Origin of the sequence: Neptuniibacter sp., assembly GCF_024231755.1 — a bacterium.
GTDB lineage: Bacteria > Pseudomonadota > Gammaproteobacteria > Pseudomonadales > Balneatricaceae > Neptuniibacter.
In genome coordinates this window covers 1-13,262 of sequence record NZ_JAAEQH010000002.1, presented here as the reverse complement: position 1 = coordinate 13,262, position 13,262 = coordinate 1, and the positions used below count along the sequence as shown (strand labels likewise).

Here is a 13,262-nt window from a genome sequence, read left to right as displayed (position 1 = left end):
AGCCACTGCTTTAATAGTTAGCCAGCCAAATCACGATTAACAAAATCTTAAATTTTAAGCACTCTCGGGGCTACCCAGAGGCTGCTTTGGCGAACTATTAGAGCTAACTCATGAGCAATATCAAACCCATTCCCGTAGCAGCAAGCCTGCTATCACTCGCAATTACCCAAGTCAACGCAGAGACAAGCGCCGCTTTGTTAGTCGGTAGCAAAATGGTTATTCAAGCCACTCGCATTGAACAGCCACTTGAAGATGTTTCTCGCTCGATTTCTGTTATTGAAAAAGAGGAAATAGATACGATTCAACCTCAGTCTGTAGCAGAAATTTTAGCATTTGAACCCAATATCCTAATCGAAGGTGGCTCACGTCCCGGTTACCAAACGATAAATATCAGAGGGTTAGGGGATGAACGCATTGTCCAAACGGTTGATGGTGTGCGACAAGACTTCGAATCCGGGCATAGAGCAAGCTACTTTTTGGATCCTATATTGCTAAAAAGTGTAGAGGTCATCAAAGGTCCTGCTAGTACCCTTTGGGGCTCAGGAGCACTAGGCGGCGTTGTATCTCAAAATACAGTTGAGCCTTCTGATATTCTGGAAGCAGATCAAGATGTTGGCGGCCTCATCAAAACTGGTTGGAATTTCAATAATGACCAAACCTCCACGACAGCCCTTATTGCTGGACAAAGAAATAACATCGACTGGTTATTCAGCGGCTATTACCGAGACTCTAATGACATAGAGACAGGAAACAACACCCTTGTAGAAGACTCTGCTTCCCGTGATCAAGGCTTCCTCGGGAAAATTAACTGGCAACTTGATGAGCAACAATCTTTAGCTCTGAACTTCCGACATGCTGATGTATCAGGCGGAGTCCCCTCTAATGGCTCTTCCAACGTGAATGGCACTAGTGTATTTCTGATTGATAAAGACCAGGTTAACAATAATATATCTGCTGATTATCGAATTAAAACCACTTCGCCTTTGGTTAATGCTCAGGTTCTTGCCTACTGGAATGGGGTTGAAGTAGATGAAAACAGAGTCAGCGATGGACGCTTTGATAGCACCGAAAAAGACACTTATGGCATTAACGCAAATAACCAATCTAAATTGGGTAACAGCACCCTAATCTATGGCATAGATGGTTACCACAGCGACTTTGAAGCAAAACGGAGTGGCACTAATCGCCCAGCTCCGCCGAAAGCTGAGATTGACGTGTGGGGGGCATTCGCACAATTAACCTTCCCATTACAAGAGTCGCTCAAAGTGGAGCTAGGAGGTCGATACGATTATTTCGGCGTTGATGCGAAAAACCTCAACGAGAGCCGCTCAGACAATCAATTCTCCCCTTCAGCGGCTGTGATTTGGCAAACCAATGATGCTCTGGAACTCACATTGAGACATGATCGAGCATTTAGAGCGCCTGAGGCAGAGGAACTGTATAGCACGGGCACGCATTTTTGCATGTTCCCCGGCTTCTGTAATACGTTTCAGTCCAATCCTGATCTAAAACCTGAAAAAGCCGCAAACACAGAACTAATTGCCACATTGAATCTAAGTAACAATTTTCAAGTGAAAGGCTCTATTTTCAAAAATAAAGTGGATGACTTCATTGAACAGACGGTAACCCCTCCTACATTCTTCCCAGTAATGGACGCAGGAAATACGTTCTGGAGCAATGTAGACGAGGCAGAGCTTAAAGGATTTGAGATTGAAACTCTTTATGAAAAAGATAACTTTAAGTTCAAGTTTGGTTACGGCCAAACGCGCGGGAAAGATCGAAAATCCGGCGACCCTTTGAATAATATACCAGCAGATACCTGGACTGCAGGAGCTAGTTACACCGTTCTAAACAAGCAACTCACAACAGGGGTAAGAGTGATCCATGCCGAGGAGCAAAACCGCTCGACTACGGCAACTTATGACAATTATACGGTCACGGATATCTACGCGAGCTGGGAACCCGCTTCAATAGAAGCACTTAAGGTTGATTTCACAATTAACAACATCACTGACGAGCATTATCGCCGTGCTTGGTCACAATTGGATGAAGCCGGAAGAGAGATCGTAATCTCAGCAGCTTATAAGTTCTAAAGATCAGATGCAGAGCTCGACTTATAGAGCTCTGCATCACTCACAGCATTTACCTTCAGTTTTTTAGAGCTAGAAAACTGCTGCAACCCTTGATCTTAATACCACGATTCTATTTATATTAGATTGACTTAAGAAAATAAATGAGTATGATTCGCATTACCTTTTAATGTTAATTGGGTGGTATATGTCTGATAACCAATGCCCTGTCCATGGACACGGCGAATCCACAAGGCGATGGATGAGCACTGATGAGCTTTTCAGAGAGACCAATGAAGTTACGATTGTGCACAACCACCAGCCTTACAAGCTACGTATTACCAAGAATGGTAAGTTAATTTTAACTAAGTAAGGTCCTTCAGGCCCTAGCCAGCCACCTACTACAGCTCATCTTTCAAGGTCAGCTTCAGGCAGCCAGCAACCGCTTGTGGAACACAAATATTCAGTTCGCTGAAGTTCCACTTGCGCGTTGCTGGCACCCTTCCAGCAGCTCTGCTTCGATCAGGGCTTTGCCTGAAACCTTCAAACCCTAGGAAATAGAATTATGAGCCAATTAGAGATACTTTTTGATCGCAGCATTACTGCAAGCCGAGTTTTTGAAGCGTTTACAAAATTAGAACAAACCGAGCCCAGCCTTCGCCGCAAAGACATTGCGGATAAACTCAAAGTACCTGAAGCAGCGCTAATCGATAATCAATGCGGTGTTAGATCGATACGTCTTAATGACCAGTTTAAAGAGATCATCGAAACACTCCCCTCCCTTGGTCACATCATGAGCCTGACTCGCAACAAAGCAGCGGTACATGAAAGGCATGGCATATACAGTAATGTCAAAATTAATGGCCCTATGGGCTTGGTGATCACGCCCGATAGAAAAATTGACCTAAGGATCATACTTACACGCTGGGCATTCGGCTTTGCCGTTGCGGAAAATACACCTCGCGGCGACCGTTATAGCCTGCAATTTTTTGACAAGGCAGGCGTTGCCATCCAAAAAATATTCTTGCAGGAAGACAGTAACAACCAGGCTTATTCTGATCTCATTTCTGAGTTCAAAAACGGTGAGCAAGATACAGCACTTACATTTGAAGCTAGTGCTGAAGCTCCAGAATACGCACCTGATACAGAAGTTGATTCAGAACAACTTCGTACAGACTGGAAAAAAATGACGGATGTTCACCAATTCTTCGGAATGCTTCGCCGTTATAAGATCAGCCGCGAACAGGCGTTTCGCCTAACCGGTGCTCCTTACGCCGAACCAATTTCCCCAAACACATTGGAAAGAGTTCTGAATACCGCTTCAGAAACACAGCTACCGATCATGTGCTTTGTCGGAAATCACGGCAATATTCAAATCCACACGGGTGAGATTAAAAATATCAAAGTGATGGGGCCTTGGCTTAATGTCTTGGACCCGGAATTTAACCTACACCTGCTACAACCAGAAATCACATCTGCATGGCTAGTCAGAAAGCCAACTGAGGACGGCACAGTCACCTCCCTGGAATTCTATGATCAAGAGGGAGAAACCGTAGCTCAGTTCTTTGGCGTACGTCAGGAAGGCTCACCAGAAAACCCACAATGGCGAGAACTTGCTGAATCAACCCAGGAAAAGGTAGTTGCTTAATGAAACTGAAAAAACTGCTCATTTCAATCTGTGCAGTTTTGTGGATGCAGCCCCTCGCTGCATCCACTGAACGCATCGTTACAGCGGACGGTTCACTGACCGAAATCGTTTACCTTTTAGGCGCTGAAAATAAACTTGCTGGCGTAGATACGACCTCTAACTTTCCAGAGGAAGCTAGCAAATTGCCCCAAATTGGTTACAAACGCGCCATCTCAGTGGAAGGAGTATTATCTCTAACGCCCGATCTTCTTCTCGTTACAGAAGATTCAGGTCCACCAAAGAGCTTAAACCAGCTAAAACAGACCGGACTTGATATCAAGACATTCAGCTCTGCTCCCAACCTCGAAGCTGTTAAAGAAAAAATTATCGGCGTTGCTGAAACGCTTGGGAAACAAGAGGAAGGGGAAGCGCTCTGGCAAAAAGTTAAGAGAAAAGTAGAAGCATCCAAGGCAAAATCCAAAACCATAACCCAACCAGTCAAAGTCATGTTTGTTTTGAGCATGAGTGAAAAAAGCCCAATCGTTGCAGGCCACAACACTCACGCCGAAAGCATCATTAAAATGGCCGGCGGAATCAATGCGGTTGAAGGCTTACAAGGCTATAAACCTATCTCACCTGAAGCCGTTGCCCTCGCAAATCCAGATGTCATTTTGATGATGGCCAGGCGTGAACATAGTACCCCTGCCGAAGAGTTGTTTAGCAAACCCGGCTTTATGCTGACTAATGCAGCTGCAAACCAACACTTAATCAGCATGGATGGGATGTATCTACTTGGCTTTGGTCCTCGAATTGGGGACGCAATTGAAGAACTATCCCAGCGACTATATCCGCAACAGATAACAGCTCAAAAATGAATGAAGTCTTAGATAAAAAACACAGGACAATTAAATTCAGTCTTGCCCTCCTAGCATTGGCCCTGTGTTTTGCTTTACCTATTTCTATTGCTGTTGGGCCGATGAACATCACCATGATAGACGCCCTGTCTTCTCTTAGTAGCTTTGTAGGCTATCAAAGCAGTACAGCTCCTCAACATGTCTCAACCATTATTGAACAAATCAGACTACCTCGCGCAATACTCAGCATCCTTGTTGGTGCAGCGCTTGCGGTGAGTGGTGCAGCTATTCAAGGGTTGTTCCGCAATCCTCTCGCCGACCCTGGACTTATTGGGGTTTCAGGTGGTGCTGCTTTTGCAGCAGTCGGTATGATTGTTCTGGGTAATGGTCCTTTGCTTTTCTTAAAAGACTGGCTTGAACCCTATAGCCTTGTTGTAGCAGCTTTTATTGGTGGTTTTATTACTACTCTACTGGTTGCAAAAATTGCCACCAATAAATTTGGAACCTCCATAGTCACTATGCTTTTAGCGGGTCTGGCGATTAATATTATTACCGGATCTGGCATTGGAATTTTCACATATCTTGCTGATGACAATCAGCTGCGCACTCTGACATTTTGGTCAATGGGTAGCTTAGGAGGATCAACCTGGGAAGCAGTGATTGCGTCCGGCATATTAATCCTACTCGCAATCATCCTGATTCCGTTAAAAGCTAAAAGCCTGAACGCCCTACTGCTAGGCGAATCCGAAGCCCGACACCTTGGTGTAAACGTCAATAAGGTGAAACGCCAAGTTATTCTCCTTTCCGCCCTCGCTGTAGGCGCTGCCGTGGCCGTTGCTGGCATGATCGGCTTTGTAGGTTTAATCGTTCCACATCTGATTCGTATGAGCCTTGGCCCAGATCACCGCTACCTTCTGCCTGCGTCTGCCATGTTGGGAGGTTTGTTTCTTCTCTGTGCAGATATGATCTCACGAACGATGATCGCTCCCGCTGAACTACCTATAGGGTTAATCACATCCATTATTGGCGGGCCGTTTTTTATTGCACTCATTATGTTCAGAGCAAAGAGGTTCAGCATATGAGCCTAATCGCTCGTGACATCAATCTAAATATTGGTAAAAAAACACTGCTACAGAGTGTAAATCTTGCAGTACATCCAGGTGAATTCCTGGCCATTCTTGGTCCTAACGGCGCAGGAAAATCCTCATTATTCAAAGTTCTAACCCGGGAGTTTGTATTCTTTGAAGGTGAGGTGGAACTGAATGGTAAGAACTATACCGATTGGAAACCCGAGGAAATTGCCCTTCAGCTCGGAGTTCTACCTCAATCATCCATGTTGAACTTCCCTTTTTCAGCCTATGAGGTCGTTATGCTTGGCCGTCTTCCACATAGCACAGGAAGAATCAGGGATCGAGAAATAACCTGGGAAGCATTGCAAACAGTTGATGCCAGCCACTTAGCCGAAAGCTCCTACCTTTCTCTATCTGGAGGGGAAAAACAGCGAGTTCAGCTAGCGAGAATTCTAGCTCAGATCTGGGAAGCGCCTGATGTTATTTACGGAGATCGTTTTTTACTTTTAGACGAGCCAACTTCAGCTTTGGATCTATCACACCAGCACCTGATTCTAAAACTTGCAAAGGAACTGAGTCACAAGGGTGTGGGGGTTGTAGCTATTTTGCATGACCTGAACCTAGCCTCAGAGTATGCCGATAGAATCATGATGCTGAAAGAGGGCCGCGTACATGCAGAAGGTAATGTAGTCGATGTACTAACACCTAATACAATTCAGCAGCTTTTAGACATAGAAGTTGATGTGTTAGCAAACCCCAAAAGCCAGAGACCTCTGGTTATCAGCTCAGCATAACCTGTCTGATATGATTCATCATTCACGAAAAGCCGCTTAGTGGCGGCTTATATAATTTATGAACCTAAACGGCTCTTAAAGCAGAAGCCTTAAACTTATCAGCTAACAGGCGACCCTCTTCAAGCTCAGGTTTATAGCGCAACCAACTATACACTTCAGGCAGTGCTGGTAAGCCCAGCCTGTCGCCTAGCAACTCTGTACCGTCTACCACTGCACTTTGCGGCCTAGCCGTGATCGCCAAACCACTTTTCACCGCTGCCATTAACCCCTGATGACTGCTTGTTGTGTACATTAGCCGCCAAGGTATACCTTTACGCTCCAAAGCTTTGACAGAGTATCGCCGGAACTGACATTTACCTGTGTACATAGCTAAAGGTAGTTCACGCGATCCTGACCACTGCCAACCCTCTGCACCAATCCAAGCCAGTGATTCTACGCCTAGCAGCTCACCTTTCCCCTCACCTCTATCCATAGACAGTGTGAGTATAAGATCATATTCACCACGCTCAAATCGGGCATTGAGGTCCAGACTAAAATCAGTTTCAACGCTAAACCTTACTGCGGGATTTGATCGACAAAAATCTGCCAAAAGCATCGGCAACAAACCCTCAGACATGCCTTGAGACACACCTAATCGCAACTCACCAGACATATCACTAACACGTAGGGATGCAATTGCATCATCTTGCAAAGCCAGCATTCGTCTCGCATAACCGAGCAGCATCTCCCCCTCATTAGTAAGGATCCGTTTTCGGCCAAGAGTAGAAAACAACCCTACCCCTATCTCCTGTTCCAGTTTTTTTACCTGCTGGCTAACGGTAGATTGAGTTTTGTTCAATAAATCTGCGGCCTTAATAAATCCATCCTGCTCAACAACAGCAATAAATGTCCTTAATAGCTCACTACTTATATTTGGAAGCGCCATAGCAATCACCAAGTCAAATCAATCGCATTACACGATCAATTTAAAACAAATTAATCATTATATTAAAACAATGATATCTCCTATTCTTCACTACAAGCAACAGGGAGGAACCAAAATGCCTTTAATCAATATTCAATTAACACATGAGATATCGCCACATCAGGCAAGCCAATTAGCTGCAGGTGCAACAAAAATAATGGAGTCCATTCTGGGAAAGAAACCGGAACTCACTGCGGTCAATATCTCGGTTCTGGAACCAAAGCACTGGTTTATTGGGAATAACAAGTTGTCTGATACAAGTGACTTTAGCGCCCAGGTGATTGCCAAGATCAGTGAGAACACCAATACAGAAGAGCAAAAAGCCCAGGCTATTGATGCCTTTCATGAACTGTTAGATGAGCATTACGGCCCAATAAATGAAGTCAGCTACGTACAGCTCGATGAAATTCCTACAACGGACTGGGGATACGGGGGTAAGACTCAGGAAGAGCGGCGAATCAAACGTACCTCAGATGGCTCTGTGGACACGAATTATTACCTACAGAAAGGGAAATACCTGCGATCAGGTCTGGCTTGGGAATATCTAGCAAAGCTCAAATCCGTATTCAGCAGGGCATAAAAAAACCGGGCACAAGCCCGGTTTTTTAGTTCAAGTCAGTGCTCAGTTTTCGCAAGTAGATTCGATCTTGTGAATCGACAGGTCAGCACCATTGTATTCTTCTTCCTGGCTCAGACGCAGACCAGATACGGCACGCACACCACCGTATACAATCACACCACCGATTACTGCTACAGCAATACCCGCAGCCGTACCGATGATCTGAGACATCATGCTCACACCACCAAGACCGCCAAGCGCTTCTGTACCAAAGATACCGCAAGCAATCGCACCCCAAGCACCGCAAACACCGTGCAACGGCCATACACCCAGCACGTCATCAATCTTCCATTTGTTTTGCGCTACGGTAAATAGAATAACGAAGATAGCGCCGGCCACACCACCAACAATAAGAGAGCCCATTGGGTGCATCACATCAGAGCCCGCACATACTGCTACCAGACCCGCCAGAGGACCGTTATGGATAAAGCCTGGGTCATTCTTACCAAAGATCAGTGCAGTGATGATACCGCCAACCATAGCCATCAACGTGTTAACAGCCACCAGACCAGAGATTCCGTCCATTGTCTGAGCAGACATCACGTTAAAGCCAAACCAACCAATACACAGAATCCACGCACCCAGTGCCAGGAAAGGAATATTAGAAGGCGGGAACGCAACAAGTTTACCGCCTTTATAACGGCCATTACGAATACCCAGCATAATTACCGCAACCAGTGCCAACCAGCCACCAACGCCATGTACTACAACAGAACCAGCAAAGTCATGGAAACCCGCACCAAAGCTTTCTTCCAACCAAGCCTGGAAACCGAAGTTTCCGTTCCAGATAATGCCTTCAAAGAATGGATATACAAATGCCACAATTAATGCAGATGCAATCAACATCGGCCAAAATTTAGCTCTCTCGGCAATACCACCGGAAACAATTGCAGGAATCGCTGCTGCAAAGGTCATCAGGAAGAAGAATTTAACTAACTCATATCCATTGTTCGCAGCCAACTCCGCTGCAGGGGAGAAGAAGGTCACTCCGTAAGCAACCCAGTAACCTACAAAGAAGTAGGCCATGGCTGAAAAGCCAAAGTCGGTCAGAATTTTAACTAGGGCGTTAACCTGGTTCTTGTGACGAACCGTACCAACTTCAAGAAAGGCAAATCCGGCATGCATCGCAAATACCATGATTGCGCCCATCAAAATGAATAGAGTATTTGAACTCTGAATAAGCGTCTCAACCGCGCTGTTGACGTTTTCCACTTATAATCTCCTGTTTCTTGGCGTGCGCACCACAAAGGAACGCTCTTTTTGACATTGCACTATTTTGATGCACCATTTAAGGGCATTCTTTATCTATAACCCCTTCCAAAAACTATCTAATTTCTCTTTTTATCCTTTATTTTCAAAAGGCTAGAGATTTTTTACCGATAATATTCTCAGGAAACGGTCAATTTATGTGCTATTTTAATGCATAGTTTATGCCAAAAAAGAGCATTCGCACCAAGTTAGATCATCAGGATTTATGAGTGATACGGAAACAGCAATGAATCCGGTCATTCCGCTTGAAGTCCGGATCTAGTGTTGAATGTGTAATCTCCTTGATTTCATAATCTGCCAACGCATCGTGATCGATTTTGAAGCGACGATAGTTGTTGGAGAAATACAACACGCCATCTTTACGCAGAAGACGCATCGCGCCATCAATCAGATCCGCATGATCCCGCTGTACATCAAGCACCCCTTCCATTCTCTTTGAATTAGAAAAAGTCGGTGGATCCATAAAGATAAGATCATAATCGGCACCACGCTGCATTCGCAGCCATTTCAGACAGTCTGCCTGAACTTGGGTATTAGACGCATTATCCAGACCATTAAGATCCATGTTTCGCTTAGCCCAGTTAAGATAAGTCGCTGACATATCCACACTGGTTGTAGAACGAGCACCACCTACAGCTGCGTGCACCGAAGCAGTGCCTGTGTAGCAGAACAGGTTAAGCATATCTTTGCCCGCAGATTCCTGCTGGATACGCTTACGCATTGGCCTGTGATCCAAAAAGAGGCCTGTATCCAGATAATCATGAAGATTTACCAGAAGACGACAACCATGCTCATTCACTTCTTTAAAACGGTGAGTTTCACCCTGTTTCTCATACTGATTACTTCCCTGTTGCTTCTTCCGCTGCTTGAGGATAATTTTCTCCGCAGGCATATCCAGTACAACAGGTAGTGCATTCATCACATCTTGTAGGCGAGCAAAGGTTTTTACAGGATCAATTTTCTTCGGTGCTGCATATTCCTGTACATGGATCTCGTCACCATATTTATCTACAGCGACTGAGTATTCTGGAATATCAGCATCATAGAGCCGATAACACTCAATTTGCTCACGTTTAACCCATTTCGCCATCTGTTTTCTATTCTTCTGGAGGCGGTTAGCAAACATCTGAGCCCCTTCACTTAAAGGTGCTTTTTCAGATGTTTCAGTCTGAGCAGCTTCAGTTTTACGCTCAGAAATAGGGTAAATGAATAGACGACTTTCCAATGCACCATTAAACAGTTTGTACTGTTTGTCAGCTCGCAAGCCTGTCACTTTGCAAAGATCAGGATTCGAAGTAAAAATTGCCGCAGTCCATCCAGCAAATTGCGCCTTTAACTTATCGCCAAGGTGGCGATAGAGGAACATAAGTTGCTGTGTTTCACCGAGGCGCTCGCCGTAAGGAGGGTTGGTAATCAACAAACCTTCACCTTCTACTGGTAATTCAGCGCGATCAAGATCTTCAAGGCGACAGGTAGCAAAATCGATAAATTCTGCAACACCAGCTCGTTCTGCATTCTGGCGCGCGGAACGAAGAACTTGTTTATCCTGATCACGGCCAAACAGATTCAAATCCAGCGATAATAAACCTTTTGCTTTTCTTGCCTGTGCTTCAGCCACCAACTGATCCCAGACATCACGTTGATGACCTGTCCAGCGCGAGAAGCCAAAACGCTTACGTTGTAAACCCGGAGCAATATCCGCCGCCATCATCGCGGCTTCAATCAACAACGTTCCCGAGCCACACATCGGGTCCAAGACTAATCCCGACTCTTCAGCCCTTTTCGGCCAGCCACTTCTTGTCAAAAGTGCAGCCGCGAGGTTCTCTTTCAACGGGGCCTCACCCGCCTTCAAACGATAAGCACGACGATGCAGACTATCGCCCGAGAGATCCAAAGCAATGGTAATCTTCCCACGGTGCATTCGAACATTAACTCTTAAATCAGGCGCTACCTTATCAATACTTGGGCGAGCACCCGTTTTATCTCGAATCTGATCGACGACCGCATCCTTCACTTTTAATGCACCGAAATGAGTGTTGTTGATACCGCGGGTCTGGCCACTAAAATCTATCAGCAATGTTCCTTCACTGCGCATATGTTCTAGCCAATCAATCTGTTGTACCGCTTTATAAAGATCATCAGCCGTTTCAGCTTCACCTTCAAACAGAGGCATCAAAACACGGTTAGCTAATCTCGACCAGAGACAGATCCGGTATGCATCTTCTAACTCTCCCTGACACTGCACGCCAGCAACTGTCTGCTTAGTATCAGTAACACCAAGCTGCTTCAGCTCCTCTTCAAGCAGCTGCTCAAGGCCTTTAGGGCAAGTCAGAAACAGTTTCATAATCTTTATTACTCAATATACTTTTCATTAATAATGAGAAGGTGATGAAAATAATTCACCTTCCGACACGTAGATTCATTCAATAACTAACTCAATGAATGTACTGGTTTTTTTGCAGGCACACACTAACTGTATTTATTACAGATAGGTAACATGATAGCTACATTCAATCGCGCCAAGACTCTTTTTCAGATATTTATAGAAGTCTGCCCTGCCATTTTTAACAAACCGGTTCGGCAGATTTTAAGCGGATACCACGTCTCAAGGAACCGCTGCTCTCAAAAACTAAAAATCGAAGAGAGGCTTTACATATATGAAGAGACAGAAACGTGATCGTACTAGCACACTTTTCAATCGTGGCTTTCAAGCCGGTTTAAGTGGAAAGTCCCGGGACAATTGTCCAGTTAACACCTCAGATCTAAGAAGCCACTGGATGAGTGGATGGCGTCAAGGCCGCGAAGCTCACTGGAACGGTATGGATGGAGTTTCAGCGATCCAGTCAGACCCTGCATTACATTGACAACCTTACTCAAAATAAAAGGCTCCCATTCGGGAGCCTTTTATTTTTATTCCCAAAAGAATATCACTTCTCCAACTGCTGAATAGCTTTAACAGAATCTGCTACCAGCTGCGGACCTTTATAAATAAAACCGCTATAGATCTGCACCAGGCTTGCACCCGCTTCAATCTTTTCTGCCGCATCAATACCTTCAGTGATACCACCTACGCCAATAATTGGCAGAGCGCCATCGAGCTCCTCAGCCAGCGTACGAATCACTTTAGTTGATTTATTTCTTACCGGCGCACCGGAAAGGCCGCCATCTTCATTGGCATGCTCAAGTCCCTCAACCCCCTCACGAGATAGCGTAGTATTGGTCGCAATAACACCATCCATCTCATAGGCTTTAAGAGAAGATGCAACCAATGCCACTTCCTCATCAGTCATATCCGGGGCAATTTTTACAGCAATCGGCACATAGCGATCATGAAACTTAGCCAACTTAGCCTGTTCAGATTTCAGCGCATCCAGCAGGCTGTTCAATGACTCACCATACTGAAGCGTTCGCAGGCCTGGTGTATTCGGGGAAGAGACATTCACTGTGATATAGGAAGCACGCGCGTAGACTTTGCGCAGGCACAGTAGATAGTCCTCGTTAGCCTTTTCATTAGGGGTATCTTTATTTTTGCCGATGTTGATGCCCAACACCCCTTTATAGCGGCTCTTATCCAGATTAGTCAGCAGAGTATCAACACCATCGTTGTTAAAACCCATACGATTAATAATCGCCTGCTGTTCTGGAAGACGGAATATACGAGGTTTAGGATTACCCGGCTGAGGACGTGGAGTAACTGTACCCACCTCAATAAAACCAAACCCCATCGCCGACATACCATCGACTGCGATACCATTTTTATCGAGACCTGCCGCAAGACCAACACGGTTTGGGAAGTTAATACCCATCACCTGAACAGGATCAGACAGATTTTCAGCGCCTAATAACTTATTAACTCCTAACGACGCAGCAAGGTTCATAGAGTGCAGCGATACGTTATGAGACAGTTCAGGATCAAGCTGAAACATCAGTGATCGTGTCAGTGAATACAACATAGTGGTTCCCGATGGAGAAAATTTGCACGATTATAGGCGAGGC

The 13,262-nt window shown here is 45.2% G+C and carries 12 protein-coding genes; 8 read left to right on the top strand and 4 right to left on the bottom strand.

Annotated features, from left to right (window positions below):
* Positions 1–110 precede the first annotated feature (110 nt).
* The 6 genes from GY843_RS00100 to GY843_RS00075 all read left to right on the top strand — a co-directional run bounded on the left by GY843_RS00100 (position 111) and on the right by GY843_RS00075 (position 6,414).
* On the top strand, positions 111–2,093 hold the full coding sequence (locus GY843_RS00100) for a TonB-dependent hemoglobin/transferrin/lactoferrin family receptor (RefSeq protein WP_297305691.1): 1,983 nt from the start codon (positions 111–113) through the stop codon (positions 2,091–2,093).
* Between the two features lie 166 nt (positions 2,094–2,259).
* Positions 2,260–2,442, top strand: coding sequence for a hemin uptake protein HemP (gene hemP / locus GY843_RS20965; RefSeq protein WP_367183775.1), 183 nt, complete (start codon positions 2,260–2,262; stop codon positions 2,440–2,442).
* Between the two features lie 192 nt (positions 2,443–2,634).
* Positions 2,635–3,717, top strand: a complete 1,083-nt coding sequence (locus GY843_RS00090) for a ChuX/HutX family heme-like substrate-binding protein (protein ID WP_297305690.1) — start codon at positions 2,635–2,637, stop codon at positions 3,715–3,717.
* Positions 3,717–4,571 carry a hemin ABC transporter substrate-binding protein gene (locus tag GY843_RS00085; RefSeq protein ID WP_297305689.1) on the top strand — a complete coding sequence of 285 codons (855 nt, stop codon included), beginning with the start codon at positions 3,717–3,719 and terminating at the stop codon, positions 4,569–4,571. The genes GY843_RS00090 and GY843_RS00085 overlap by 1 nt, the downstream gene beginning before the upstream one ends.
* Positions 4,568–5,632, top strand: coding sequence for an iron ABC transporter permease (locus tag GY843_RS00080; protein WP_297305688.1), 1,065 nt, complete (start codon positions 4,568–4,570; stop codon positions 5,630–5,632). The genes GY843_RS00085 and GY843_RS00080 overlap by 4 nt, the downstream gene beginning before the upstream one ends.
* Positions 5,629–6,414, top strand: coding sequence for a heme ABC transporter ATP-binding protein (locus GY843_RS00075; protein ID WP_297305687.1), 786 nt, complete (start codon positions 5,629–5,631; stop codon positions 6,412–6,414). Before GY843_RS00080 ends, GY843_RS00075 begins: the two co-directional genes overlap by 4 nt.
* 64 nt (positions 6,415–6,478) lie before the next feature.
* Here GY843_RS00075 and GY843_RS00070 read toward each other — a convergent pair whose 3' ends face one another.
* Entirely contained in the window at positions 6,479–7,339 is an 861-nt protein-coding gene (locus GY843_RS00070) for a LysR substrate-binding domain-containing protein (RefSeq protein WP_297305686.1), read from the bottom strand.
* Between the two features lie 115 nt (positions 7,340–7,454).
* Between GY843_RS00070 and GY843_RS00065 the strand changes: the two genes are divergently transcribed.
* Positions 7,455–7,958, top strand: coding sequence for a tautomerase family protein (locus GY843_RS00065; RefSeq protein ID WP_297305685.1), 504 nt, complete (start codon positions 7,455–7,457; stop codon positions 7,956–7,958).
* Positions 7,959–8,000: 42 nt separating this feature from the next.
* On the opposite strand, the gene GY843_RS00060 is transcribed toward GY843_RS00065, so the two are convergent.
* Together GY843_RS00060 and rlmKL are read right to left on the bottom strand one after the other, a co-directional pair.
* On the bottom strand, positions 8,001–9,209 hold the full coding sequence (locus GY843_RS00060; protein WP_297305684.1) for an ammonium transporter: 1,209 nt from the start codon (positions 9,207–9,209) through the stop codon (positions 8,001–8,003).
* 253 nt (positions 9,210–9,462) lie between these two features.
* On the bottom strand, positions 9,463–11,610 hold the full coding sequence (gene rlmKL, locus GY843_RS00055) for a bifunctional 23S rRNA (guanine(2069)-N(7))-methyltransferase RlmK/23S rRNA (guanine(2445)-N(2))-methyltransferase RlmL (protein WP_297305683.1): 2,148 nt from the start codon (positions 11,608–11,610) through the stop codon (positions 9,463–9,465).
* 313 nt (positions 11,611–11,923) lie between these two features.
* On the opposite strand from rlmKL, the gene GY843_RS00050 reads away from it, so the two are divergent.
* Complete coding sequence (locus GY843_RS00050) at positions 11,924–12,130, top strand: ribosome modulation factor (protein WP_286238196.1); 207 nt, start codon at positions 11,924–11,926, stop codon at positions 12,128–12,130.
* Positions 12,131–12,193: 63 nt separating this feature from the next.
* Here the strand turns inward: GY843_RS00050 and GY843_RS00045 are convergent, their stop codons facing one another.
* On the bottom strand, positions 12,194–13,219 hold the full coding sequence (locus GY843_RS00045; RefSeq protein WP_297305682.1) for a quinone-dependent dihydroorotate dehydrogenase: 1,026 nt from the start codon (positions 13,217–13,219) through the stop codon (positions 12,194–12,196).
* Between the last annotated feature and the right edge of the window lie 43 nt (positions 13,220–13,262).

Coding starts and splice junctions, on each gene's coding strand:
- GY843_RS00100 (WP_297305691.1), top strand. CDS start 111: ATGAGCAATATCAAACCCATTCCCGTAGCAGCAAGCCTGCTATCACTC.
- hemP (WP_367183775.1), top strand. CDS start 2,260: ATGTTAATTGGGTGGTATATGTCTGATAACCAATGCCCTGTCCATGGA.
- GY843_RS00090 (WP_297305690.1), top strand. CDS start 2,635: ATGAGCCAATTAGAGATACTTTTTGATCGCAGCATTACTGCAAGCCGA.
- GY843_RS00085 (WP_297305689.1), top strand. CDS start 3,717: ATGAAACTGAAAAAACTGCTCATTTCAATCTGTGCAGTTTTGTGGATG.
- GY843_RS00080 (WP_297305688.1), top strand. CDS start 4,568: ATGAATGAAGTCTTAGATAAAAAACACAGGACAATTAAATTCAGTCTT.
- GY843_RS00075 (WP_297305687.1), top strand. CDS start 5,629: ATGAGCCTAATCGCTCGTGACATCAATCTAAATATTGGTAAAAAAACA.
- GY843_RS00070 (WP_297305686.1), bottom strand. CDS start 7,339: ATGGCGCTTCCAAATATAAGTAGTGAGCTATTAAGGACATTTATTGCT.
- GY843_RS00065 (WP_297305685.1), top strand. CDS start 7,455: ATGCCTTTAATCAATATTCAATTAACACATGAGATATCGCCACATCAG.
- rlmKL (WP_297305683.1), bottom strand. CDS start 11,610: ATGAAACTGTTTCTGACTTGCCCTAAAGGCCTTGAGCAGCTGCTTGAA.
- GY843_RS00050 (WP_286238196.1), top strand. CDS start 11,924: ATGAAGAGACAGAAACGTGATCGTACTAGCACACTTTTCAATCGTGGC.
- GY843_RS00045 (WP_297305682.1), bottom strand. CDS start 13,219: ATGTTGTATTCACTGACACGATCACTGATGTTTCAGCTTGATCCTGAA.